Genomic DNA, 25,270 nt, shown 5'->3' with positions numbered 1-25,270 from the left:
CACATCCCGAAACCGCATCGCGCTCAAGGAACCGACATGTCCACGATCAACTACAGCGACAAGATCCCGAACAACGTCAACCTCGCCGACGACCGCACGCTGCAACGCGCGCTCGAACAATGGCAGCCGAACTTCCTGTCGTGGTGGGGCGACATGGGCCCCGACGGCTCGCACAACTACGACGTGTACCTGCGCACCGCGACGAGCGTCGATCCCGGCGGCTGGGCGCATTTCGACTACGTGAAGATGCCTGACTATCGCTGGGGCATCTTTCTGACGCCGGGCGATCAGGATCGCAAGATCCACTTCGGCGAGCACAAGGGCGAAGCGGCGTGGCAGGATGTGCCCGGCGAGCATCGCGCGAATCTGCGCCGCATCATCGTCACGCAAGGCGATACCGAGCCGGCTTCCGTCGAGCAGCAGCGTCATCTGGGACTGACCGCGCCGTCGATGTACGACCTGCGCAACCTGTTCCAGGTGAACGTCGAAGAAGGGCGGCACCTGTGGGCGATGGTCTATCTGCTGCATCGTTACTTCGGCCGGGACGGGCGCGAAGAAGCGGAAGCGCTGCTCGGCCGCCGCTCCGGCGACGACGACAATCCGCGCATTCTCGGCGCGTTCAACGAGAAGACGCCTGACTGGCTAGCGTTCTACATGTTCACGTATTTCACCGATCGTGACGGCAAGTTCCAGTTGAGCGCACTCGCCGAGTCCGGGTTCGATCCGCTCGCGCGTACAACAAAGTTCATGCTGACGGAAGAAGCACATCACATGTTCGTCGGCGAGTCCGGTGTGTCGCGCGTCGTGCAGCGCACCGCGCAAGTGATGAACGAACTGAAGACGGACGACGTGAGCAGGATCCGCGCGGCAGGCGTGATCGATCTGCCGACCATTCAGCGCTATCTGAACTTCCACTATTCGGTGACGATCGACCTGTTCGGCGCGGACCAGTCGTCGAATGCGGCGACGTTCTACAACTCCGGTCTCAAGGGCCGCTATGAGGAAACGAAGCGCGACGACGATCATCAGTTGAACGGGCAAAGCTACAAGCTGCTCGATGTCGCGGACGGCAAGCTGGTCGAACGCGAAGTGCCCATGCTCAATGCGATGAACGAAGTGCTGCGCGACGATTACATCAAGGATTCCGTTGCGGGCGTCGGGCGCTGGAACAAGGTGCTGGAGAAGGCCGGCATCGATTTCCGTCTGACCGTGCCGCACAAGGCGTTCAACCGGCAGATCGGCACTTTCGCGGGCACGCGTGTGTCGCCCGACGGCCGGGTGATCGACGAAGCAGAGTGGGCCGCGAACGAAGCGAAGTGGCTGCCGACGCCGGAAGACCGCGCGTACGTGGCGTCGCTGATGGGCCGCGTGGTCGAGGCCGGCAAGTTCGCTAACTGGATCGCGCCGCCCGCGATGGGCATCAACCGTCAGCCCGTCGATTTCGAATACGTGCGCTTCAACTAGACATCAAGCGCGACGGCAAGGAAAAGCAGAGGCAGGAGACATTCATGAACGCGCCTGTATCGGTCGAAGTACTCAAGCAGCATCTGATCGATCCGGAGATCTGTATTCGCTGCAACACCTGCGAAGAGACCTGCCCGATCGATGCGATTACGCACGACGGCACGAACTACGTCGTGATGCCGGACGTCTGCAACGGCTGCATGGCGTGCGTACCGCCGTGCCCGACAGGCGCAATCGACAACTGGCGCACGGTGCTGAAGGCCGACGCATGGAGTATCGACGAGCAGTACACGTGGGACGTGCTGCCCGAGCAGGGCACGATGGCATTGCCCGCGACGCCCGAGCCCGCGGGCAACGCGACACCCGCCGGCAGCGACAGCACCGATGAAGCGCAAGGCATCGAAGTCGACACGGTGCGCGGCGCGGTGGTGCCGCCGTGGTCCGCGGCGCGCCCGTATGTGAATCTCTACACCCACAAGAACCCGACGATGGCGACGGTCGTCGGCAACTACCGGCTGACGGACGAGGGGACGGCGAGCGATATCCATCACATCGTGCTCGATTTCGGATCGATGCCGTTTCCCGTGCTGGAAGGCCAGTCGATCGGCATTCTGCCGCCAGGCAGCGGCGCCGATGGCCGCGCCCATCACGCGCGCCAGTATTCGATCGCCAGTCCGCGCGACGGCGAGCGGCCCGGCTACAACAACGTGTCGCTGACCGTGAAGCGCGTCACGGAGGACTATCACGGCAACGCGGCGAACGGCGTGTGCTCGAACTATCTGTGCGATCTGAAGAAGGGCGACGTGGTCAACGTGATCGGCCCGTTCGGCAGCACGTTCCTGATGCCGAATCATCCGAATTCGCATCTGCTGATGATCTGCACGGGCACGGGGTCCGCGCCGATGCGCGCGATGACCGAGTATCGCCGCCGGCGCAGGCTCAAGGGCGCCACGGGCAAGCTGATGTTGTTCTTCGGCGCGCGCACGAAAGCCGAGCTACCGTACTTCGGTCCGCTGACGAATCTGCCGAAAGACTTCATCGACACGAACCTTGCGTTTTCACGCACGCCGGGCGAGCCGAAGCGCTACGTGCAGGATGCCATGCGCGCGCGTGCCGTCGATGTCGCGCAACTGCTTCGCGACGACAGCACGTATATCTACGTGTGCGGGTTGAAGGGCATGGAGGACGGTGTATTGCAGTCGCTCAAGGACATCGCCGATCAGCACGGCCTCGAATGGGACGTGCTATGGCAAAAGCTCAAGCGCGAAGGGCGTCTGCATCTGGAAACGTACTGAACGCGTGCGGGCGTCACGTCTACGCAGCAGGCGACTTCGCCCCGCATGCGCGAATCACGAGTTGCACGACCTGGTCCGTCGTTGCGTCGAAGGCCTTCTGTGACAATGCCCGTTTGCCGCCCAGTGCCCGTATCTGCGCGTCGAAATCCGCGTAGTGCTGCGTCGTTGCCCAGATCATGTACAGCAGCGTTTTTGCATCGACGTCCGCAAGCAGTCCGCGCGCGATCCAGTCGTCGATGACGGTCACGCGCGTATCGAGCCACGGCTTCACGCGTTGTTCGAGAATGTCGGCCATGTGCTCCGCGCCGTGGATGATCTCGTTCGCCCACACCTTCGAGCCGAGCGGCCGCCGCCGCGACAGTTCCATCTTCGCGCGCACATAGCCGCCGATCGCCGCGACCGGGTCGTCGCTGCCTTCGAACGTATTGGCCGCGCGGTGCCAGTCTTCGAACAGATCTTCGAGCACACGGCGATAGAGCGCGAGCTTCGTCGGGAAGTAGTAATGGACGTTGGCTTTCGGTAAGCCCGCGCGTTCCGCGATCATCGCCGTGCTCGCGCCTTCGAAGCCGCGCTCCGCAAAAACGGCCTCCGCGCACGCGAGCAGATGCGCTTCGTTGCTCTCGCGGATGTGAGCCTTGCGCCGCCGCAAAGGTGCGGGCGCGTCGTCGGTATTCGTGTCGCTCACTGCCGCTTCTTCCACTGGCTTGTCGTGTCTCATCGTTGGCCTCGCGCGGCCTCTGTGCCGCGTCGCGCTTCATTCTAGCCGCTCGCGTCGCGATCGGCGCGGAACCGTGTGCCGCATGTTTCTGCACGCATCGGGCGATGCTGCATCGCAATGGCATGCTTCTCGCTCTCTCTGCGATCTGTACCAGCCCGCACAAAAGACATTGATTTAAAGATTTTAGTCGGCTACAACCTGTCCAGTCGGACAGGATTCGCGATATGCGCGCGGCCCAGGGTTTACCGCGACGGGAGCGCAAATCGAAGCGTGCACGCCGCGCGTGCAACGGTGCCCCAAAGCGAATCCGATGCACCAGTTTCACTTCGTCGCGAGAGACCTGACGCCTGTTGCGCCGCTCGCGCTTGAACTGCAAAGCGTGTTGATCCAGAGGAGCAAGACGAATGAATGCGGTATCCGAAGCGTTGAAACAAGGACTCGATACGTCGATCACCGTCAACGGCAAGCGCCTGTGGGACAGCCTGATGACGATGGCGAAGATCGGTGCGACGCAGAAGGGCGGTGTCTGCCGTCTCGCACTGACCGATCTCGACAAGGAGGGGCGCGATCTGATCGTCGGCTGGGCGAAGGACGCAGGCTGCACGGTGAGCGTCGATCAGATGGGCAATGTGTTCATGCGGCGCGCGGGCACGAACCCGAATGCGTTGCCCGTGATGACGGGCTCGCACGCGGACTCGCAGCCGACGGGCGGCCGCTTCGACGGTATCTACGGCGTGCTGGGCGGCCTCGAAGTGATCCGCAGCCTCAATGACCGCAACATCGAAACCGGGCATCCCATCGAAGTCGTAATCTGGACCAACGAGGAAGGCTCTCGCTTTGCGCCAGCGATGGTGGCATCGGGCGTGTTCGCAGGCGTCTTCACGCTCGACTACGGGCTCTCGCGCAAAGATGTGGACGGCAAGACGATCGGCGAAGAACTGAAGCGCATCGGCTATGCGGGCGACGTGCAATGCGGCGGCCGTCCACTGCATGCGGCGTTCGAATTGCACATCGAACAGGGGCCGATACTCGAAGCCGAGAACAAGACGATCGGCGTCGTCACGGATGCACAGGGGCAGCGCTGGTACGAAATCACGCTGACGGGTCAGGAAGCACATGCGGGTCCGACACCGATGCCGCGCCGCAAGGACGCGTTGCTCGGCGCGGCGCGCGTCGTCGATCTCGTGAACCGCATCGGCCTCGATCATGCGCCGCTTGCGTGCGCGACGGTCGGCATGATGCAGGTGCATCCGAACTCGCGCAACGTGATTCCGGGCCGCGTGTTCTTCACCGTCGATTTCCGTCATCCCGACGATGCCGTGCTCGCGAAGATGGATGCCGCGTTGCGCGAGGGCGTCATGAAGATCGCGGGCGGCATCGGCCTCGAAACACAGCTCGAACAGATCTTTTACTACGCGCCCGTCAAGTTCGACGCAGCGTGCGTGAAGTCCGTACGCGCAGCGGCCGAGCGTTTCGGCTACGCGCATCGCGACATGGTGTCGGGCGCGGGTCATGACGCATGCTATCTGTCGCAAGTCGCGCCGACATCGATGGTGTTCGTGCCATGCGTGGACGGCATCAGTCACAACGAAATCGAAGACGCGACGCCGGAATGGATCGAGGCGGGCGCGAACGTGTTGCTGCACGCGATGCTAGAGCGCGCCTGCGAACCTGCATCGTAAGCAATCGATGACGCTTTAAGGCTTCAACGCTGTATCCATACAACACGCCGTCCCGGCTTCGTTCCAGCGAAGCCGGCAGGCACGGCTACGTCCTCACCTTGTCGAAGGAACGTATATGGCCATCAAGCAAACAGGCGATATCGCGGCGCACCGCCTGTCGCCCGATCAGCTTTCCTGCGAGTTCGCCGACATCGCGCCGCTGCTCGATCCCACGGCGGCTGCCGCGGCCGCGAGCCGCTGTCACTACTGCTACGACGCGCCTTGCGTGCAGGCATGTCCCACGCAAATCGACATTCCCAGCTTCATCCGCAAGATCGGCAACGGCAATCTGAAGGGCGCCGCGACCGACATTCTGTCTGCGAATCCATTGGGCGGCATGTGCTCGCGTGTGTGTCCGACGGAGATTCTTTGCGAAGGGGCATGCGTGCGGAATCATCAGGATGCGAAGCCCGTCGCGATCGGCGCGTTGCAGCGTCATGCGACGGATTGGGCGATGGCGCACGACGCCGTGCAGTGGCAGCGGGCGCCCGATAGCGGACGTCATGTGGCCGTCGTCGGCGCGGGACCGGCGGGACTCGCCTGTGCGCATCGCCTGGCAGCGGCGGGGCATCGTGTGACGATTTACGACGCACGCGACAAGGGCGGCGGACTCAACGAATACGGCATCGCCGCGTACAAAACGGTCGACGACTTCGCGCAGCGCGAAGTGAAATGGCTGCTGTCGGTGGGCGGGATCGAACTGAAAACAGGTATTGCGCTGGGCCGAGACGTGACGCTCGATGCGCTGCGGCAGCAGCACGATGCCGTATTTCTCGCGATCGGTCTGACGGGCGTGCGCGCGCTCGAACTCGAAGGGGAAGCGTTGAGCGGCGTGATGAATGCGGTCGATTTCATCGAGCAGGTGCGCGAGGCACAAGACCTTGCGAGCGTGCCTGTCGGGCGACGCGTGGTCGTGATCGGCGGCGGCAATACGGCCGTCGATGCGGCAGTGCAAAGCCGCAAGCTCGGCGCGACGAGCGTCACGATGGTGTACCGGCGCGGCGTCGAATCGATGAGTGCGACCTGGGCCGAGCGCGAGTTCGCGCAGACGCAGGGCGTGACGCTCGTCACGCATGCGAAGCCCGTGCGATTGATGGGCGGCGACGGCATGGTGACCGCAGTCGAATTCGAACGGACCGCGAGCGATGGCGGTACGGAGCGCTTCACGCTCGAAGCCGACATGGTGCTCAAGGCCATCGGCCAGACGCTGGTCGCCGTCGGGCTCGATCACGCACTGTTGGCGCTCGATCAACACCGCATCGCAGTCGACGCGGACATGCGCACCACGCTCGACAACGTGTGGGCGGGCGGCGATTGCGCGGCGTCGGGCGGTATCGACCTGACGGTGCAAGCGGTGCAGGACGGCAAGCTCGCGGCGGCATCGATCGACGCGGCGTTTGCGCTGGCCGCGGTGAAAGCCGCCTGACACGCGCCAGTCCGATAGCAAAAGATAAAACCGAACCCCACGGAGCCGAACATGGCCGATCTACGCTGCACGATTGCCGGCATCACGTCGCCGAATCCTTTCTGGCTCGCGTCCGCGCCGCCCACCGACAAAGCCTATAACGTGAACCGCGCGTTCGAAGCGGGCTGGGGCGGTGTCGTGTGGAAGACGCTCGGGCTCGATCCGCATGTGGTCAACGTCAGTTCGCGTTACGGCGCGGTGCAATGGAACGGTCAGCGCATCGCGGGGTTGAACAATATTGAACTGATCACCGACCGGCCGCTCGACGTCAATCTGCGCGAGATCGCCCAGGTCAAGCGCGACTGGCCCGATCGTGCGCTGATCGTATCGCTGATGGTGCCGTGCAACGAACGCGACTGGAAATGGATCCTGCCGCTGGTCGAAGACACGGGCGCCGATGCCGTCGAACTGAACTTCGGTTGTCCGCATGGCATGAGCGAGCGCGGTATGGGCTCGGCTGTCGGCCAGGTGCCGGAATACGTCGAGATGGTCACGCGCTGGGTGAAGGAAGGTACCAGGCTGCCGTGCCTCGTGAAGCTCACGCCGAACATCAGCGACATCCGTATGGGATCGCGCGCCGCATATAAGGGCGGTGCGGACGGCGTATCGCTGATCAACACGATCAACTCGATCGTCGCCGTCGATCTCGATCAGATGGCGCCGATGCCGACCGTCGACGGCAAGGGCACGCATGGTGGCTACTGCGGTCCCGCAGTGAAGCCGATCGCGCTGAACATGGTGGCTGAAATCGCGCGCGATCCGGAAACGCCGGGGCTGCCGATCTCCGGCATCGGCGGCATTTCGTCGTGGCGCGATGCCGCCGAATTCATGGTGCTCGGCGCGGGCAGCGTGCAGGTGTGCACGGCGGCGATGCACTACGGCTTTCGCATCGTGTCCGATCTGGCGGACGGTCTGTCGAACTGGATGGACGAAAAGGGCTACGCCACGCTCGACGATATTCGTGGCCGTGCCGTGCCGAACGTGACCGACTGGAAATACCTGAACCTGAAGTACGACATCAAGGCGCGCATCGATCAGGACAAGTGCATTCAATGCGGCCTTTGCCATATCGCCTGTGAGGACACATCGCATCAGGCCATCACGCGCGAGAAGGACGGCAAGCGTCATTTCGAAGTGATCGATGCGGAATGCGTCGGGTGCAATCTTTGCATGCATGTGTGTCCCGTCGAGCAATGCATCACGATGGAGCGCGTCGATAGCGGCGAGTACGCGAACTGGACCACGCATCCGAACAATCCGGCACGTGTCGTGGCGGATGCACCTGAAACGGCAGATGCACGGCACCCTGCCAAAGCAGCCTGAAGATACAACGGTCTGAAAAAGCACCCACAGTCAACAAGCGGTCAAGTGGAGATTCATCGATGAAGCAGACAGCGCAATCCGCCGACGCGTCGCACGCGTCCGGCGCGCACGGCAGCAGTCTCTATAACGACGACCTCGCGCCGACGGGTCCGGCGCAGCGCACGTGGAAGTGGTATCACTTCGCCGCGCTGTGGGTCGGCATGGTGATGAACATCGCCTCTTACATGCTCGCGGCCGGGCTGACGGAAGAGGGCATGTCGCCGTGGCAGGCGGTGTTGACGGTGTTGCTCGGCAATCTGATCGTGCTGGTGCCGATGCTGCTGATCGGCCATGCGGGCGCGAAGCACGGCATACCGTACGCGGTGCTGGTGCGTTCGTCATTCGGCACGCAGGGCGCGAAATTGCCCGCGATGTTGCGCGCGATCGTCGCGTGCGGTTGGTATGGGATTCAGACGTGGCTCGGCGGCAGCGCGATCTATACGCTGCTCAATATTCTGACGGGCAATGCGCTGCACGGCGCGGCGCTGCCGTTTCTCGACATTTCGGTCGGGCAGCTCGCGTGCTTTCTTGCGTTCTGGGCGTTGCAGATCTACTTCATCGTGCACGGCACGGATTCGATCCGCTGGCTCGAAAGCTGGTCCGCGCCGATCAAGGTGGTGATGTGCATCGCGCTCGTGTGGTGGGCGACGTCGAAGGCGGGCGGCGTCGGCTCGATGCTCTCGGCGCCTTCGCAGTTCGCGCCGGGCGGCAAGAAGGAAGGCTTGTTCTGGCTCACGTTCTGGCCTGGGCTCACGGCGATGGTCGGCTTCTGGGCGACGCTTGCTTTGAATATCCCCGACTTCACGCGCTTCGCGAGGACGCAGCGCGATCAGATCGTCGGGCAGTCGATCGGCTTGCCCGTGCCGATGGCGTTGCTCTCGGTGATCTCCGTGGTCGTCACGTCGGCGACGGTCGTGATCTACGGCAAGGCGATCTGGGACCCGATCGATCTGACGAGCCGCATGACGGGCATCGGCGTCGGCGTTGCGCTCATCATCCTCACGCTCGATACGATGTGCTGCAACCTCGCGGCGAATCTGGTCGGTCCCGCGTACGACTTTTCGAGTCTCTGGCCGAAGGGTATTTCGTATCGCACGGGCGGTCTGATTACGGCGACCATCGCGATCGTGATGATGCCGTGGAAGATTCTCGCGACCACGCAAGGCTACATCTTCACGTGGCTCGTCGGTTACTCGGCGCTGCTCGGACCTGTCGCGGGCATCCTGATGGTCGACTACTTCTTCATTCGCGGCACGCGGCTCGACCAGCACGAACTCTTCGACGAGCACGGCGAATACAGCTACACGGGCGGCTGGAACATGGCCGCTGTCGTCGCGCTGGTGATCGGCGTGCTGCCGAATCTGCCCGGCTTTTTGCATACCGCGTTTCCCGCGTCGTTTCCGAACGTGCCCGCGATCTTCAATACGCTCTATACGTATGCGTGGTTCGTCGGGTTGGCGTTGGCATCCATCGTGTACGGCACGTGGATGAAGCTGCGCCGCAGTCCCGGCGCCAGCATGGCGAGTGCGTGATCTGATTTCGACGTTTGACGGAGGAGGCAAGCGATGACAACTCTTATTCGCGGCGGCACGGTGATCGATGCGGACCGCACGCATAGAGCCGACGTGTTGATTGCGGACCCGCAGGACGGCGGTACGATCCTGCAGGTCGATCGCACGATCGATCCGCCCGCGGGCGCGCACATCGTGGACGCACACGATCAGTACGTGATGCCGGGCGGCATCGATCCGCACACGCACATGGAACTGCCGTTCATGGGTACGACGGCGAGCGACGACTTCTACACGGGCACGGCGGCGGGGCTGTCGGGCGGCACGACGAGCATCATCGACTTCGTGATACCGAGTCCGAAGCAGCCGCTGATGGATGCGTTCAAGGAGTGGCGCGGCTGGGCCGAGAAGGCATCGGCCGATTACGGCTTTCACGTGGCCGTGACGTGGTGGGACGAATCCGTGTATCGCGACATGGGGACGCTCGTGCATGAGCATGGCGTGTCGAGCTTCAAGCACTTCATGGCCTACAAGAACGCGATCATGGCCGACGACGAAGTGCTCGTGAACAGCTTCTCGCGTTCGCTCGAGCTCGGCGCGCTGCCGACCGTGCACGCGGAGAACGGCGAACTCGTATTCCAGTTGCAGAAGCAGCTGTTGGCGAAGGGCTTCAAGGGACCGGAGGCGCATCCGTTGTCGCGTCCGCCCGAAGTCGAAGGCGAGGCTGCGAATCGGGCGATCCGCATTGCACAGGTGTTGGGTGTGCCTGTGTACATCGTGCATGTGTCGTCGCGGGAGGCCGTCGAAGCGATTTCACGTGCACGCAATGAAGGACAGCGTGTATTTGGCGAAGTGCTGCCGGGGCATCTGGTGATCGATGAAAGCGTGTATCGCGATCCCGACTGGGCGCGTGCCGCTGCGCACGTGATGAGCCCGCCGTTTCGCACGAGCGAGCATCGCGAGGCGTTGTGGCGCGGCTTGCAGGCGGGCCAGTTGCACACGACGGCCACCGATCATTGTGTGTTCTGTGCATCGCAGAAGGCGATGGGACGTGAGGACTTCACGAAGATTCCGAACGGATGCGGTGGGGTTGAAGACCGGATGTCGGTGTTGTGGCACGAGGGCGTAAATCAAGGGCGCATTACGCCGAACGAGTTTGTGCGCATTACTTCGGCGAATGCTGCTCAGATTTTCAATCTTTATCCGCGGAAGGGGGCGGTGCAGGTCGGCGCGGATGCAGATCTTGTGATCTGGGATCCGGCTGCGACGAAGACCATTTCCGTGAAGACGCATCATCAGAAAGTCGACTTCAATGTGTTCGAAGGGATGACGGTGCAGGGCGTGGCTGTGCATACATTTGCGCGCGGCGCGCATGTGTGGGCTGATGGCGATCTTCGCGCGCAGCGCGGCGCGGGGCAGTATTTGAAGCGTCCGCCCAATGCAGCTTATTACGACGCTGTGAGGGTCGTTAATCGGCTTAGGGAGCCGCGGCCTGTTGAGCGTTGACGTTTTTTGTCTGCGACGCAGTCGCCGGTTTGGTTTTTTTTGCTGGCGGGCGCCTTTTGTTCGCTGGCATCCGCGATTTCCGGCGCTGGCATCCGCGATTTGCTTCTGGTTTGCTGGCGTTGCCCCTGTGCGGGGCGGCACTTACTTTCTTTGCCGCCGCAAAGAAAGTAAGCAAAGAAAGCGGGCTCACACCGCCAGTGCTGGTTCCTGCCTGCGGGCCCTCAACGGGTCCCGCACTCCACACGGCAACACTTTGTTTTGCGCCCGTTGCCAGCGCCTCGAACCGGCGCATCACCCACTCCAGTCACCCGTAGCGCAGCCAGCGGCAGCGACCCGTCGGCGCCGCCCAGGTGGCAAACGGTGTGTAGGTTGCTGCACCATATGCGTTGGCGATCCTACGACACCGATCCGCTTTTCAGTCCGGAGTGGAGCATCTACGTCGAGACTGCCTACACACAGTTTGCCACCTGGGCGGCGGTGGCCATCTGGTAACGCAGGCCGTGATACGGCAATGTGAAGCGGGTGATGCGTGCAGCTAGCACGCTGGCAACGGGCGCAAACAAACGCGTTGGCGCATGAAGCGTAGGAACTGACGGGGGCCCGCAGGCAATCACTAGCACTGGCGGGGTTAGCCCGCTTTCTTTGCTTACTTTCTTTGCGGCGGCAAAGAAAGTAAGTGCCGCCCCGCACAGGGGCAACACCAGCAAACCAAAGACATAGCGCGGATGCCAGCGCAAAAGCCTGAACCAGGAAAGGCGCCGCCAGCAAACCAAAGACATAGCACGGATGCCAGCGCAAAAGCCTGAACCAGGAAAGGCGCCGCCAGCAAACCAAAGACATAGCACGGATGCCAGCGCAAAAGCCTGAGCCAGGAAAGGCGCCGCCAGCAAACCAAAGACATAGCACGGATGCCAGCGCAAACGCCCGAACCAGGAGAGGCGCCGCCGCAAACCAAAGACATAGCGCGGATGCCAGCGCAAAAGCCTGAACCAGGAAAGGCGCCGCCAGCAAAAAAAACCAAAACAACAACGAAAAGCGCCCCCGCCCACAACCCCGTATACTTACGTATTTCGCCCCGCCATATTCCGCCGCAGCATATTCATAAAGCTTGAAATGCGTTGTGGAAATAAGGCCTGTTTGCTACAGTCCGCCACGCAACCGGACGCGCAGTCCGCGAGACACCAGGACGCGCCAGTCCGTGGGACACCGGCCGCGCAGCCGGTCAACAACATAACGAAACTCGGAGCCCACCTCTATGAAGTCGATTCGATCCCTTCTGCTGATCGGCCTGCTGCAGGTCGCGACGGCCACGGCCGCGTTCGCCGCCGACGACCTGGCGAAGATCAAGTCCGCCGGCGCCCTCAAGATCGGCACGGAAGGCACGTACGCGCCGTTCACGTACCACGATGCGTCGAACCAGCTGACGGGCTTCGACGTCGAGATCGGCCGTGCGATTGCGCAGAAGCTGGGCGTCAAGGCCGAGTTCATCGAAGGCAAATGGGACGGTCTGATCGCCGGTCTCGATGCGAACCGCTACGACGCCGTGATCAACGAAGTCGCCGTCACCGACGCGCGCAAGCAGAAGTACGACTTCTCGGAGCCGTACATCGTGTCGCACGCGGCACTGATCGTGCGCTCGGACAACAGCGCGATCAAGGGTTTCGATGACCTGAAGGGCAAGAAGTCGGCCAACACGCTGACCAGCAACTTCGGCAAGATCGCGGCCGCGCACGGCGCGGAAGTGGTGCCCGTGCAGGGCTTCAACGAATCGATCGACCTGCTGACGTCGGGCCGCGTCGACGCGACGGTCAACGACTCGCTGTCGTTCCTCGACTTCAAGAAGCACAAGCCGGACGCGAAGGTAAAGATCGCCGCAGTCGACACGGCATCGGATAGCTCCGATCACTCGGCCGTGCTGATCCGCAAGGGCAACCCCGAACTGCAGGCCGCCATCAACAAGGCGCTGGCAGAGATCAAGGTCGACGGCACGTACGCGAAAATCTCCGAAAAGTACTTCGGCAAAGACGTTTCGAAGTAAGCACGAGGGCGAGCCTGAATCATGCCTGCCTGGTTGCATCTGATGGGTGAATCACTGTGGCCGCTGCTTTACGCGGGCCTCGTGTTCACCGTGCCGTTGACGCTCGTGTCGTTTGCGATCGGGATCGCGCTCGCGTTCATCGTCGCCCTGATCCGGCTGTTCGGGCCGAACTGGTCGGTCGCGATCGTGCGCTTCTATGTGTGGCTGTTTCGCGGCTCGCCACTGCTGGTCCAGTTGTTCGTGATCTTCTATGGTCTGCCGAATGTCGGGATCGTGCTCGATCCGCTGACGGCTGCGATCATCGGCTTCTCGCTGAACGTCGGCGCGTACAACTCCGAAGTGATACGCGGGGTGATCGAGTCGATTCCGAAAGGACAGTGGGAAGCCGCGTACTCGATGGGCATGACGCGCGCGCAGGCGCTGCGCCGCGCGATCCTGCCGCAGGCGGCACGCGTCGCGTTGCCGCCGCTGTCGAACTCGTTCATCGCGCTCGTGAAGGATACGTCGCTTGCCGCCGTGCTGACGGTGCCGGAGATTTTCCAGGCCGCGCAGCGCATTGCGTCGGTGACCTACGAGCCGCTGATTCTCTATACGGAAGCCGCGCTGATCTATCTCGTGTTCAGCTCGGTACTGTCGTCCGCGCAGGTGCGCCTCGAACGCCGCTTCGGGCGTCACGCGCTTTTCACGTCGGGTAACTGAGCGATGATCCGCCTCGAAAAAATCGAAAAGTATTTCGGCGATCATCGCGTGCTGAACAGCGTGGATCTCAGGCTCGAACAGGGCAACGTGACCGCGCTGATCGGACCGTCGGGCAGCGGCAAAAGCACGCTGCTGCGTTGCGTGAACCTGCTTGAAATTCCGGAGGCCGGATCGCTCGAACTCGGCGATCAGGGCATCCGCTTCAGCCGCACGGAGAAGCCGTCGAAGGAAGCCGTGCTCGCGATTCGCCGCCGCACGGGCATGGTGTTCCAGAACTTCCAGCTGTTCCCGCATCGCACGGTGATCGAGAACGTGATGGAAGGGCTCATCACCGTGCAGAGGTGGGAGCGCGAACGGGCCCGCGTGCGTGCGCTCGAGCTGCTGGAGAAAGTCGGCATCGCGCACAAGGCCGATGCGTGGCCCGTCACGTTGTCGGGCGGGCAGCAGCAGCGCGTCGCCATTGCGCGAGCGCTCGCGCCTTCGCCGGAAGTGCTGCTGTGCGACGAACCGACGTCGGCGCTCGATCCCGGCCTTGCCGCCGAAGTGGTGGAAGTGCTGCGCCAGCTCGCGAAAGAAGGCATGACGATGCTGATGGCGACGCACGACCTGCGGCTCGCGGCGTCGATCGCTCGCAATGTGGTGTTTCTGAGCAACGGCTCGATCGTCGAGCAGGGCCGTTCGCGCGACATCTTCACGCAGCCACAGCAGCCTGAAACGGCGACCTTCGTGTCCACGCTCACGCAAAGCTTGCCGGATAGCTGGGAAGACTGAGCGCGCTCCGGCCGCACATGAACTGCTTCGAGGGCGCCCGCGGGCGCCCTTTGCCTGTTGAGGGCGGCCGGCGCTTCATGCTCGCGACTGCGAGCCAGGCTACAATGGCCGTCGCCCTGAATTCCGGAACATCGATGAAGACCCGCACTCCTGTTATCGCATGTTGCATGCTCGCCGCCGCCTTGTCCGCGGGATGCGCGGCCATGTACAAGAATCCGGGCGCATGCGAGCAGACGATGCGGGAGTCGGCGAAGGAACTCTCCGGCGAAGACACGCTGAAGGTGGTTCACACCGGCACGTCGATCCACGGCAGCCGCGTCGTCGTCGAAGGCACGCTGGAGCATCCGCAAACCGCTTCCGAAGCGGCCGTCGCCAAGGCGCCCAATACCAACATCATCGAAGCGGGCCTGCTTGCGCCCGTCACCGCCGCGATCGAAAAGTCCCGGCCGCACAAGACCGTGGTGGCCGCGGCAGCCGAGTGCACGTACGACGCGAACGGCCAGACCGGTTTCCGTTGGCTCGCGCCCTCGCGCCTCGTGAAGGACGCCCCGAAGGCCGACGAAGCCCCGTCCGACGAGTGATCTGAGCGGCGCCGCTGCGCGCGGCGTTGATGCGCTAGTGCAGCGGGGATGCTGCATCGCACCGGCAGTCCTCGAACCCCCATGCTAGGATTTCTGCGTGCAAGGCAGAGGTCAGGAGGGCAGCATGGACGGCTTCGTCAGACATCAGATCGAAGGTGCATCCGTCGATATCGACGTGGTCCCCGTCACGCCGCGCGGCTACTGCGCGCGCTTTCGCATTTTCCGCAATGCCGCCGACAAGCCGGAGTGGCATCAGGTCCACGTGTCCGGCAGTGTGTTCGATACCCCCGAAGAAGCCGAGGAGGCCGCGCGTTCGATGGCGCTCGAACAGGTCCTCGCCGGCGGCGGAGCATAGCCCTGCGCCATCACCAGGCAGCCGTGGCGCGCTGCCGGTGATCACCGTTCGTCGGTGCACGTGCGCCCGTATCGCGCGTTTGCTCCCGGCCGTTTTCTCTTCGCACGACGCTGCGTGTCGACGTGCCTACCGTGTCGCATTCGCAAATCAAACGATCCAGACTTTGGGAGTTTTCTTGTATTGACGGCTGCATCGTCTCCGTAGGATTTGCCTGTCGTAACCGACATCGAAGAAGTGACGGTACGTAGGAGGCATCCCTGCGGGGCGTAGGCGCCGTCGCTCATCGAATACCGTGTCCACAATGATTCGGTATCCGAAACAGTGGCGCCGGGAACCGGGTGGTGCTGCGTTTTGGGGAGAGAAGTGGTTTCTCGTATCAAGGTTTTCGATGAGCAATTTGCAGAGCGGAATGCGTGTGAAGCGTGAGCGGGCATTTTGGTTGTATGGTCGCCCGGACTGGCGGCCAACGCAGGGTGGCTGCGTCGGCGTGGCCGTCGCCGTGAGTGTCGGTGCCATGGCCTGGTCACCGGCCGTGCTCGCAGCCTCCGTCACCGACTACATCGCGGTGAGCACTAACGTGATGACGGGGGCGCCGACCGAGGTTTCGAACGAACTGAACACGATGGCCATCGGGCCGTCCGCGAACGCGTCGGGCAACGACGCACTCTCAGTCGGGGCGGGCGCCGGCGCAGCGCGCATAGGATCGACGGCGGTAGGCGCGCGTACCGCGGCATTGGCCATCAGATCGACGGTGATCGGCTACGGCGCGTCGACGGGTTTCAATGCGGACCGGGCGGTGTCGATCGGTTACATGGCGTCTTCGGACGGGGCGGATTCGCTTTCGCTCGGCTCGCGGGCGATGGCGGGCGGCCAGCGTTCCCTGGCCATCGGGGCCGATGCATACACGGGCACGGCCGGCGTGGACGGGCTGGCGCTAGGTTCCGGCAGTCAGGTGTTCGCGAATGGCGCAGTCGCGTTGGGCGCGAACGCATACGCCGACCGGGCGAACACAGTGTCGGTCGGCAACGCGACGCTGCAGCGCCAGATCATCAACGTCGCGGCGGGAACGGCCGACACCGACGCGGTCAACGTCGGCCAATTGCGTGGCGCCGTGACTTCCGGGCTGGCCGATGCGGTGATGTACGACTCTCCGGCACACGACAGCGTGACGTTGGGCGGCGCGGCAGCGGGTGCGCCCGTGCAACTCGGCAACGTGGCGAATGGCGTCGTCGATGCGGCCAGCCATGACGCGATCAATGGCAGCCAGTTACACGGACTGGGCACGAGCGTGGCATCGGCGCTCGGCGGCGGCGCGTCGGTCGCGACGGACGGCTCGGTGGTTCCGCCGAGCTATCGGGTGGGCGGCAGCGTGTTTCGCAACGTTGGCGACGCGCTCGGTAATCTCGACGTCCGGGTGACGGGCAACACCAGCGCGATCAACGACCTCAACGTCGCGCTCGGCAATGTGATCAACAACGGTATCGAGCCGCGCTTCTTCCATGCCAATTCGACGCTTGCCGATTCGCTCGCCACGGGCACGGATTCCGTTGCGATCGGCGGCGGCGCGCAAGCTGCATTTTCGAATTCGGTCGCGCTCGGTGCCAACGCGGTGGCCGATCGCGCCAATTCGGTATCGGTCGGCTCGGCGGGTAGCGAAAGGCAAATCACGCATGTCGCCGCAGGCACGGCGGACACCGACGCCGTCAACGTCGCGCAACTGAAGCAGGCCGGACTGGTCGACGGCAATGGCCACGTGGCGAGTGCGGTGGTGTATGACAGTGCGAGTGGACAGGTCGACTACTCGAGCGTGACCTTGGGGCAGGGCGTGGCGGGCGGCACGACGATCCACAATCTTGCCAATGGTGTGTTGGCGAGCGACGCAGTCAATGTCGGGCAATTGAACGATGCGATCAATCAGGTCGCTAATGCGCAGATTCTGAGTGGATCCTCGCCGTTCCTGAGCGCGAATGGAGACGCCACGGCGGAAGCGGCGTCCGCAACGGGTACGCACGCGACTGCAGTCGGTCCGGCCTCAGTCGCAAACGGCGATCGGGCGACGGCGCTCGGCGGCGGCGCGCAGGCCAACGCGGTGGCAGCGACAGCCATCGGCGCGCAGGCTGCCGCGAACGGCGCCAATGCGTCGGCATTCGGCGCGGGCAGCCAGGCGCTTGCCAGCGGGGCGGTCGCGTTAGGCGCGGGCTCGGTCGCGGATCGGGCGAATACCGTGTCGGTCGGTCAGGCGGGCAGTGAGCGGCAGATCGTCAACGTTGCGCCGGGCACTCGCGGTACGGATGCCGTCAACCTGAACCAGCTGAATGCCGCCGTCGATCAAACCTACCGGTCGATTCATGATCTCGACAGAAGCACCAGCAAGGGCATCGCGTCCGCTTCGGCGTTGCAGATCGTCACCCCCTATTTGCCGGGACGTACGACACTCAACGCCGGCGTTGCCGGCTACCGTGGACAGGCCGCATTCGGCCTGGGCGTGTCGCGCTGGAATGAAAAAGGGACGATCAATCTCAACGCGGGCGTAGCGTCCTCGGGAAGCAACAGCACGATTGTGCGCGCCGGGATCGGTATCGTGCTCGGCAACTGATCCTGGCCTGAAAGCGGGCGTGGTGTTTCGAGGCGGCACGCCCGCTTACGTAGGAAGGCCGATCGGAACGTGCGCGTTAATTTCGACGCATGCTCAAAACGCGTAATACGGCCCGCGGCCAGCGGACGTCAACCGGGATTCGATCGCAGTGTAGACGCGGCGGCCGAAGAAGAATGGCAGTCCCCAGTCGAACGCACTCGAAGGCCCACCAAGGTTGTCGAACGCGTAGTTCTGTGTGGCGAACAGTGTCTGCGCATTCGCGATCGAGAAAGCCGACGATGCCGATGCACCATCGGTTCCCGTTAGCGTCGCCGTCAGCGTTTGCGTCGACGTGGGGCACCACCAGAAACCGCAACGCGCGAGTGTCGTGCTCGGGAAAAACAGGCCATTCGATCCGCTATCGATAAAGCTCTGCGAGTTCGGTTGCCCGTTGAGAGCGGTCGTCACGTAGCCCGTGATGCTGTTGGTTTTCAGTACGGTCACATTGCCGAGCGTGTTGTTGGCCTGCGTGCCGATGCCGAAGATCATCGATCCATTGACGGCCGCAGCGCCGTTTGGTCCGACGGCGGGCAGGTCGATCACGACGCCGTTGTTGTCGAGCGCAAACCGGCTGACGGGATTGGTGACCTGTTGTCCGAGCGGCTGGGTGGTCGACGCGCACGCGCCCGTCCCGTCGCACGCGTAGTACCAGCGGGGCACGGCCGACGTGATACAGGCGCCGCCGCAATCGGCGGAGAACAGGCCGATGCCGAGAATGCCGTTCACGCGTAGCGCGCTGGGCGTCATCATCGGCAGGCCCGACGCGGCGCAGTCGGCGGGGACGTTGGGGGTGGCGGGATCGCCGATTACCTGGATTGAAATGCCGGCGGCGAGCTGGCCGGCCATGCGGACATCGGCGGTGCGCACCGCGCCCCATGTGAATCCGGTACCGAACACGCTGCATTCCGCGCTGATTGTGCTCGTCGTTCCCGCCGGTGTGACGGCGGAGACGGCTGGCAGCGCGAGGCTCGCGGGCAGCTGCGATGCGAGCACGCGCAAGCCCTGCGAACCCGTGTCGACCTGCACGTTATCGATCGTCACGCAATTGGTGGAGCCGGGCGCGCAGACCGTGACGCTCGTCGTGAGCATGTTGCGGGTCTGCGTGGGCGTCGAGGCGACGACAACCGGATGAACATTGGGGACAGTCGATTGCGGCACCGTCGCACTGGGTGCGCTGTCAGCCACGGGCGCGCTGGCCGTGAGCGTGCCGCTGGCAGCCGGTGATGCGGGCGTGGTCGGGGCTGAATTCCCGGCGCTGTTCGGTGTGCCTGAACTGCCACCGCCGCCGCAGCCCATCAGCGCAAAGAGCACAGCGAGCGCCATGAGCGTGTCCCGCGCCAATCGGGCTGCGTATGTCGGAGCCTTGGTCATCGTGACGCTCACGTCAGCGCAGATCGGCGAGCGAAAAGCCGCTCGGAACGGCAGCGGGCAGCCAGGCGCGACCCACATAGCTGCGCATCTGTCCGCCCGACTCGACGACGACGTCCGGCTGTTCGACGCGTGAGGCGTGAAGATAGCCAAATGCGCCGAGTTGCGTCGCCGCTTTCGCTCGATACCGCTCCGCATACGGCCCCAGCAATCGCGTGAGGTCCGGCATGGTCGGACCTTGCCATGTGTAGGCGAAGACGAGCCCGCCGCAGGTAGCGTATTCGTTGATGGTCGTGCCGCCGGCATCGACGGTCGACCTTACCCGGACCGCGCTGCCCGGCACCGCGCGCTGTGGGCAGTTGTCATTGGTTTGCAGCGCGGTCATCGTGCCGCCGAGTTCGGCACGCGCATCGCGTGTAGTCAGCGTATTCGAGCACAACACGAACGCGGCCGAAGCGGCGATTACGATTGCGCGATGCGTGTCGATGCGTGTCATGCTGCGTCTCCCGAGGGCCTCGAACGTTTTTGAGATCGTTTTTTCAAGATATCACCGGGGTTTTCAGACACGATTCGACTAGACGCACAGAGCAGGTATCTATCTCAAAAGAGCCGAACCCGTTCTCGCGGCTTTGTACAATAAAATCAAGGGATTAAATGCGGGGTAATGGCCCATGCGGACAATCGGGAAACTGTGGCGAATCGTTAAATCTCTGGCGGTCAGATGGGCTGAAATGCCGGCGTGCCGATTCATTGTGAGATGATGCGGGCGGTTTTTGCGTCGCGGGGCCGGCGCGCGCCGAAGTTCGCCATTCGAACTCAGGCGGCGAGACGCCGATCGACGCAATCAGGCCGGGCCACGATCAGGCCGGGCCACGATCAGGCCGGGCCGCAATCTGGCCGCGATCGACTTCGCGAGAAGGCAAGGTAACGCCTGCTTTTTGCACTTCGCGTCGCCGGGCCGGTAAAATGATGGGTTAGTCCACGGACTTGCCGTGGCGTAGCGGAAGGATTCCCAGAACATGACTGAACTTCGTCTCACCAAGCGGTTTGCAGCATTGCTGATGGCAGGCGGTCTGGTCGCCGGCTGCGGCACGTCGTCGCCGACCAAAATCGACTACAAGAGCGACTCGAAATCGAAGGAAGTGTCACTCGCTGTTCCGCCGAACATGATGGAGGAAACCGCGGACCAGCGTTCGCTGCCGCCGCAAAGCGGTCAGACGTCGTTGTCCACGCTGCAGCAGGTGCAAAGCGAGGCGCCGGCCACGGCAGCCGTCGCGCCCGTCGTCAGCGGCATGCATATCCAGCGCGACGGCACGGAAAGCTGGCTGGTGCTCGACAACCAGAATCCCGATCAGGCGTGGCCGCAAATCCGCCGTTTCTGGCAGGAGCAAGGCTTTCTGCTCGTCGTCGACCAGCGCGACAAGGGCGTGATGGAGACGGACTGGAACGAAACGCATCCGTCCATCAACGACGGCCTGATCCGCAGCACGCTGTCGAAGGCGATGGGCAACTCGTACGTGACGGCCGAACGCAACAAATACCGTACGCGTCTCGAAGCGGCGCCGAACGGCGGCACGTACGTGTTCATCAGCCAGAAGGGTTTGCGCGAAGCGCTCAGCGGCACGAACAACGACACGAGCAAGTGGGAACCGAAGCCGAACGACCCCGCGCTCGAAACCGAATACCTGAAGCGTCTGATGGCGACGCTGGCCAAGAACGATACGGGCACGCGCACCGCCAATGCGGCAGCCGTCGCGCCTGTGTCGCCCGCCGGGTCGCAAACGGCGCCGAACGCGGCTGCGGGCGCCAAGTCGGCGGCGGCTGCTACGGCTGCGCAGAACGTCGCGCTGGCCGCGCAAACGCCTACCCGCGATCCATCGTCGGCAGCGACGGAGACCTCGGCGCAGTTGTCGTCCACTGAACTGACGCTGGGCGAGCCGTATGACCGCGCGTGGCTGCGCGTCGGTCTGGCGCTCGATCGCAGCAACTTTACCGTCGACGATCGCGATCGCACGCGCGGCCTCTACTTCGTGCGCTATGTCGATCCGAAGGACATGACGTCGGCGGAGCAGGGCTTCTGGAGCCAGGTGTTCCACGGCCGCAAGGAAAAGGTTGCCAAGCAATATCGCGTGAATGTTCGCGCGGTGACGCCGAATCAGACGCGTGTTGCTGTCGTCGACGACAAGGGCGATATCGATGCGTCGTCGCAGGCGAAGCAGATCATGTCGCTGATGGTCGATCAACTGCACTGATAGTCACGGCCGCGCTTCTTGCGCAGCCATCTGAAAAAACCCGCGTGACGGATCGGTCACGCGGGTTTTTTGTTGCCTGCAAATCGGGCCAAGGTGGGAAGCGCGCGTGCACGGGTCTTGCTGGTACATCGGACAGCCAGCCATCGCGAGGAGACCGGCCATGTTCGACGTCATACCGTACTGGATGTGGGTTGTAAGTCTGATCGTGCTTGCCGTGATGTGCGGCGCGATGCTGTCGTTCGGTGAGTCGGGGCGTCGTGTCGTGCCGCGCGTCCGGCGAAGTCAACACGGCCCGCACAAGTTCAGATGATCGCGGTATGGGCCGGACCGTCGATCCGCCGCTGCCCGCGCTCCACGTGATGTGACGGCGTAACGTCCGCCATGCGTCGTGGCGAGAAATCTCGTCCTTCGCTGCTTTTCACGTCGAATCAGAGATTTGTGCGCCGTCAGCCGCAAAACGCTATGCCGGGCGCTTCGCGGCGAATGTGCGGTGAACGGTGTGAAGGCCTGCGCTCCAGGATCAAAGCGCAGGCTATTGTTCTTCTCTGCGGCGGCGTTTAACGCGCCGAACGTAATCCGGCAGCCACGCGACTCAGCAGCGTTCTCCAACGCGTCGTCCGCCGAAGCCCGGAATACGCTTGATGACGCCCGTCGCGAGTGCCGTGCCGACGAGAATCACCGCGCAACCCTCGACCATGCCGATCGACACGCGTTCGCCGAGAAACAGCGCGCCCCACAGGATGCCGAAGATCGGAATGACGAACGTGACGGTAATCGCGCGCGCCGGACCGGCGATGGCGATCAGATGGAAGAACAGCATGTAGGCGATGCCCGTGCAGGCGACGCCCAGCGCCATCACCGAACCCCATGCCTTCATCGACGGCGCAACCGCCGGCCACGACGCAATGGCGAGCGGCAAGAGCACGATGGTCGCGCCGATCATTGTGCCCGTCGCGACGGTCAGCGCGTCGACGCCCATCAGATGCTTTTTCGTGTAGCTGGCGGCGACACCGTAGAGCAGCGTCGCGCCCAGCGCGGCGGCGGCCGCGAGCGCCGTCGTCGTGGGCGACACATTGGTCCCGCTCGGCGCGGCGATCTGATCCCAGACGAGCATCAGCACACCGGCGAAACCGATCACGAGGCCGATGCTGCGCAGCGCGCTCAGACGGTCCTTGAGCCACACGAAGGCGACGAGCGCGCCCCACAGCGGCGTGGTCGCGTTGATAACGGAAGTGACGCCCGCTGACAGCGTGATTTCCGCATACGCGAACAGACAGAACGGCGCGGCCGAATTGAGAATGCCGACCACGAGCAGCGGCAATGCGCGCTTACGCAGCGTCGCGGCCGACTCGCGCAGCGGACGCCGCGCGACGAGCACGATCAGCAGGAACAGCGCGCCGATGCCGACGCGCAGCGCCATCAGCGGCGCGACACCGAAGTCACCGACGCCGACGCGGATGAACAGGAACGACGCGCCCCATAGCGCGGCGAGGATCAGAAGCTGGAAGACATTGACTGGATTCATCGTGAGGGTGTCGCGCGCAGTTGAGTCGCGATGCGTACGCATGTTAACACCGGCCCTACGCGCATCGTTTCACGATGGAATGAAATAGCAAGAACCGGCAATTCGCCGGCGGGGAAGGGGGTTATCGCGCATGCGCGTAATACGCGCGCGCACGTACAGCGAAGCGGGCGCGTACGGATCGCGCCCGCTTCGGTAGTGCAATGCGTCAATGCGGAATCATCCACTGCAGCACGTTTTGCTGCAGCCATACGAGAATGCCGAGCAGAACGGTCAGCAGGATCGAATGCTTGAAGGTCTTCGCGAACACGTAGCCTTCCTTGCCTTTGAGATCGGTCGTCGCGACGCCCGTCGAGATATTCTGCGGCGAGATCATCTTGCCCATCACGCCGCCCGACGAGTTCGTCGCGGCCATCAGCACCGGGTTCAGGTTCAGCTGATTGGCGGCCACCACCTGCAGATTGCCGAACAGCGCGTTGCCCGACGTGTCGCTACCGGACAGGAACACGGCCACCCAGCCGAGGAACGCCGACACCAGCGGAAAGAATGCGCCGACGGACGCCACACCGAGCCCCAACGTGTAGTTCATCCCCGAGTAGTTCATCAGATACGCGAGGCCGACGATGGTAGCCACCGTCAGAATGGCGATGCGCGTTTGCACCCAGGTATCGACGATCGCGCGGCCGAAGTCGGCCGCTGACAGCTTCACGACGAGTGCCGTGATGATCGCGGCGACGAGAATCGCAGTGCCCGTCGCGAGCGGCTGGAAGTCCCAGATTGCGCCGTACGGCGTGTTGTACAGCGTGATGTAGACGGCTTTGTCGAGACCCGGCCACGGCACCTTCACGTCGCCGATCATGAAAACTTTCGCGATCGTCCAGACGATCACGACGGCCGACACGATCAGCCACGGATACCAGCCCTGCGTGCCCGTGATCTTGCCGCGCGTCTCGTTCACGCGATCGACGTTGATGGCGAACGCAGGATCGGCGGCGGGGCGCCAGACGCGCAGGAAGGCGATGGTCAGGATCAGCGAAACCAGCGACGACAGCACGTCCGTCAGGCTGTAGTTGATGAAGTTCGACGTGACGAACTGCGTGAGCGCGAAGCTGCCGCCCGACACGAGCAGCACGGGCCACACGCGCAGCATGTTGCGAAAGCCCGCGTACACGCCGATCACGTAGAACGGCAGTGCGAGCGCGAAGAACGGCAACTGGCGGCCGACCATCTTGGCGAGCGCATCGGTGGGCAGGTGCGTGACGGCGCCGAGCACCGTGATGGGCACGCCGAGCGCGCCGAACGCGACGGGCGCTGTGTTGAAGATCAGCGTGAAGGTCAGCGCTTCGAGGGCGGGAAAGCCGAGCAGGATCAGCAGCGAACTGGTGATCGCGATCGGCGTGCCGAAGCCCGAGATGCCTTCGAACAGCGCGCCGAACGAAAAGCCGATCACGACCAGCACGATGCGCCGGTCGTTCGGCAGATTGTCGATCATCCACATGCGGAAGGCCGCGAAGCGTCCCGAATACTGCGCGATGTTGTAGAGCAGGATCGCCGTCACGACGATCCACATCACGGGCCAGCAGGCGAACACGGCGCCTGCCGCGACGGAATCGAGCGCGAGACCGATGGGGAACTGCCAGCCGAAAATCGCGATCAGCAAGCCGACGACGAGACCGGCAAGCGAGGCCTGCCACGCCGGGCGCCGAGCCCAGCCAAGCAGTACGAGCACGACGATGATAGGCAAGGCGGCAACGATGAACGATGGCAACAGCGAGTTGCCGATGGGCGTCAATAGCTGATGAAACATCACGTCTCCTTCGTTGTTGTTCGATTCGACGCGAAGACTACGCCTACGCGGCGAAGCGGCAGGGCTGGACGGATGAAGGCTGTGCCCGGCGCGGAGTGGGAACGCGGGGGCGGGGGACTGCGTAATTAAACAGGTGTTGCACTAGCAACCGCCAGCATAGAACGCTGGCGATTTCCGTCAAGCAGGGAAAACGAAGGAAG

Annotated in this window: 21 protein-coding genes; 15 read left to right on the top strand and 6 right to left on the bottom strand. The window is 63.4% G+C overall.

Annotated elements, in window-relative coordinates:
* Positions 1 to 36: 36 nt before the first annotated feature.
* Positions 37 to 1,464 (top strand): benzoyl-CoA 2,3-epoxidase subunit BoxB, encoded by a 1,428-nt coding sequence (boxB, locus tag G3N95_RS23340; protein WP_205972440.1) that lies wholly within the window; start codon positions 37 to 39, stop codon positions 1,462 to 1,464.
* Positions 1,465 to 1,508: 44 nt separating this feature from the next.
* A complete protein-coding gene (boxA, locus tag G3N95_RS23335) occupies positions 1,509 to 2,759 on the top strand; it encodes a benzoyl-CoA 2,3-epoxidase subunit BoxA (protein WP_205972439.1) in 1,251 nt (416 codons plus the stop codon).
* Between the two features lie 19 nt (positions 2,760 to 2,778).
* Here boxA and G3N95_RS23330 read toward each other — a convergent pair whose 3' ends face one another.
* Positions 2,779 to 3,477 carry a TetR/AcrR family transcriptional regulator gene (locus tag G3N95_RS23330; protein ID WP_205972438.1) on the bottom strand — a complete coding sequence of 233 codons (699 nt, stop codon included), beginning with the start codon at positions 3,475 to 3,477 and terminating at the stop codon, positions 2,779 to 2,781.
* Positions 3,478 to 3,881: 404 nt separating this feature from the next.
* Between G3N95_RS23330 and G3N95_RS23325 the strand changes: the two genes are divergently transcribed.
* The 5 genes from G3N95_RS23325 (at position 3,882) to hydA (ending at position 11,042) form a co-directional block, all read left to right on the top strand.
* A complete protein-coding gene (locus G3N95_RS23325; RefSeq protein ID WP_205972437.1) occupies positions 3,882 to 5,159 on the top strand; it encodes a Zn-dependent hydrolase in 1,278 nt (425 codons plus the stop codon).
* Positions 5,160 to 5,274: 115 nt separating this feature from the next.
* The gene (locus tag G3N95_RS23320; RefSeq protein ID WP_205972436.1) at positions 5,275 to 6,624 is read left to right on the top strand and encodes an NAD(P)-dependent oxidoreductase; all 1,350 of its coding nucleotides are present in this window, start codon (positions 5,275 to 5,277) and stop codon (positions 6,622 to 6,624) included.
* Between the two features lie 51 nt (positions 6,625 to 6,675).
* Positions 6,676 to 7,986, top strand: a complete 1,311-nt coding sequence (preA, locus tag G3N95_RS23315) for an NAD-dependent dihydropyrimidine dehydrogenase subunit PreA (protein ID WP_205972435.1) — start codon at positions 6,676 to 6,678, stop codon at positions 7,984 to 7,986.
* Between the two features lie 59 nt (positions 7,987 to 8,045).
* Positions 8,046 to 9,557, top strand: coding sequence for an NCS1 family nucleobase:cation symporter-1 (locus tag G3N95_RS23310; RefSeq protein WP_205972434.1), 1,512 nt, complete (start codon positions 8,046 to 8,048; stop codon positions 9,555 to 9,557).
* Between the two features lie 33 nt (positions 9,558 to 9,590).
* Positions 9,591 to 11,042, top strand: a complete 1,452-nt coding sequence (hydA, locus tag G3N95_RS23305) for a dihydropyrimidinase (RefSeq protein ID WP_205972433.1) — start codon at positions 9,591 to 9,593, stop codon at positions 11,040 to 11,042.
* Between the two features lie 449 nt (positions 11,043 to 11,491).
* On the opposite strand, the gene G3N95_RS23300 is transcribed toward hydA, so the two are convergent.
* Positions 11,492 to 12,091 carry a hypothetical protein gene (locus tag G3N95_RS23300; RefSeq protein ID WP_205972432.1) on the bottom strand — a complete coding sequence of 200 codons (600 nt, stop codon included), beginning with the start codon at positions 12,089 to 12,091 and terminating at the stop codon, positions 11,492 to 11,494.
* Positions 12,092 to 12,297: 206 nt separating this feature from the next.
* Here G3N95_RS23300 and G3N95_RS23295 point away from each other — a divergent pair, with 206 nt between their 5' ends.
* The 6 genes from G3N95_RS23295 to G3N95_RS23270 all read left to right on the top strand — a co-directional run bounded on the left by G3N95_RS23295 (position 12,298) and on the right by G3N95_RS23270 (position 18,082).
* Positions 12,298 to 13,080, top strand: coding sequence for an amino acid ABC transporter substrate-binding protein (locus G3N95_RS23295; protein ID WP_205972431.1), 783 nt, complete (start codon positions 12,298 to 12,300; stop codon positions 13,078 to 13,080).
* Positions 13,081 to 13,101: 21 nt separating this feature from the next.
* Positions 13,102 to 13,779: an ABC transporter permease subunit gene (locus G3N95_RS23290; protein ID WP_205972430.1), complete on the top strand. Its 678-nt coding sequence runs from the start codon at positions 13,102 to 13,104 to the stop codon at positions 13,777 to 13,779.
* A gap of 3 nt (positions 13,780 to 13,782) precedes the next feature.
* The gene (locus tag G3N95_RS23285) at positions 13,783 to 14,550 is read left to right on the top strand and encodes an amino acid ABC transporter ATP-binding protein (RefSeq protein WP_205972429.1); all 768 of its coding nucleotides are present in this window, start codon (positions 13,783 to 13,785) and stop codon (positions 14,548 to 14,550) included.
* A 167-nt stretch (positions 14,551 to 14,717) separates the two neighbouring features.
* Positions 14,718 to 15,131: a hypothetical protein gene (locus tag G3N95_RS23280; protein ID WP_346778393.1), complete on the top strand. Its 414-nt coding sequence runs from the start codon at positions 14,718 to 14,720 to the stop codon at positions 15,129 to 15,131.
* Positions 15,132 to 15,255: 124 nt separating this feature from the next.
* A complete protein-coding gene (locus G3N95_RS23275; RefSeq protein ID WP_205972427.1) occupies positions 15,256 to 15,486 on the top strand; it encodes a hypothetical protein in 231 nt (76 codons plus the stop codon).
* 514 nt (positions 15,487 to 16,000) lie between these two features.
* Positions 16,001 to 18,082, top strand: coding sequence for a YadA-like family protein (locus G3N95_RS23270; protein ID WP_241018847.1), 2,082 nt, complete (start codon positions 16,001 to 16,003; stop codon positions 18,080 to 18,082).
* A 93-nt stretch (positions 18,083 to 18,175) separates the two neighbouring features.
* Here the strand turns inward: G3N95_RS23270 and G3N95_RS23265 are convergent, their stop codons facing one another.
* Positions 18,176 to 19,444 carry a DUF3443 domain-containing protein gene (locus G3N95_RS23265; protein WP_241018846.1) on the bottom strand — a complete coding sequence of 423 codons (1,269 nt, stop codon included), beginning with the start codon at positions 19,442 to 19,444 and terminating at the stop codon, positions 18,176 to 18,178.
* 61 nt (positions 19,445 to 19,505) lie between these two features.
* Complete coding sequence (locus G3N95_RS23260; protein ID WP_205972424.1) at positions 19,506 to 19,985, bottom strand: DUF2844 domain-containing protein; 480 nt, start codon at positions 19,983 to 19,985, stop codon at positions 19,506 to 19,508.
* A 523-nt stretch (positions 19,986 to 20,508) separates the two neighbouring features.
* Between G3N95_RS23260 and bamC the strand changes: the two genes are divergently transcribed.
* The gene (bamC, locus tag G3N95_RS23255; protein ID WP_205972423.1) at positions 20,509 to 21,741 is read left to right on the top strand and encodes an outer membrane protein assembly factor BamC; all 1,233 of its coding nucleotides are present in this window, start codon (positions 20,509 to 20,511) and stop codon (positions 21,739 to 21,741) included.
* Between the two features lie 160 nt (positions 21,742 to 21,901).
* On the top strand, positions 21,902 to 22,051 hold the full coding sequence (locus G3N95_RS23250) for a hypothetical protein (protein WP_205972422.1): 150 nt from the start codon (positions 21,902 to 21,904) through the stop codon (positions 22,049 to 22,051).
* Positions 22,052 to 22,333: 282 nt separating this feature from the next.
* Here G3N95_RS23250 and G3N95_RS23245 read toward each other — a convergent pair whose 3' ends face one another.
* Positions 22,334 to 23,308 carry a DMT family transporter gene (locus G3N95_RS23245; RefSeq protein ID WP_205972421.1) on the bottom strand — a complete coding sequence of 325 codons (975 nt, stop codon included), beginning with the start codon at positions 23,306 to 23,308 and terminating at the stop codon, positions 22,334 to 22,336.
* Positions 23,309 to 23,471: 163 nt separating this feature from the next.
* Positions 23,472 to 25,070 (bottom strand): L-lactate permease, encoded by a 1,599-nt coding sequence (locus tag G3N95_RS23240; protein ID WP_205972420.1) that lies wholly within the window; start codon positions 25,068 to 25,070, stop codon positions 23,472 to 23,474.
* Between the last annotated feature and the right edge of the window lie 200 nt (positions 25,071 to 25,270).

This window comes from Paraburkholderia sp. Tr-20389, assembly GCF_017104565.1.
Lineage (GTDB): Bacteria > Pseudomonadota > Gammaproteobacteria > Burkholderiales > Burkholderiaceae > Paraburkholderia.
This window is presented reverse-complemented; position numbering and strand designations above follow the sequence as displayed.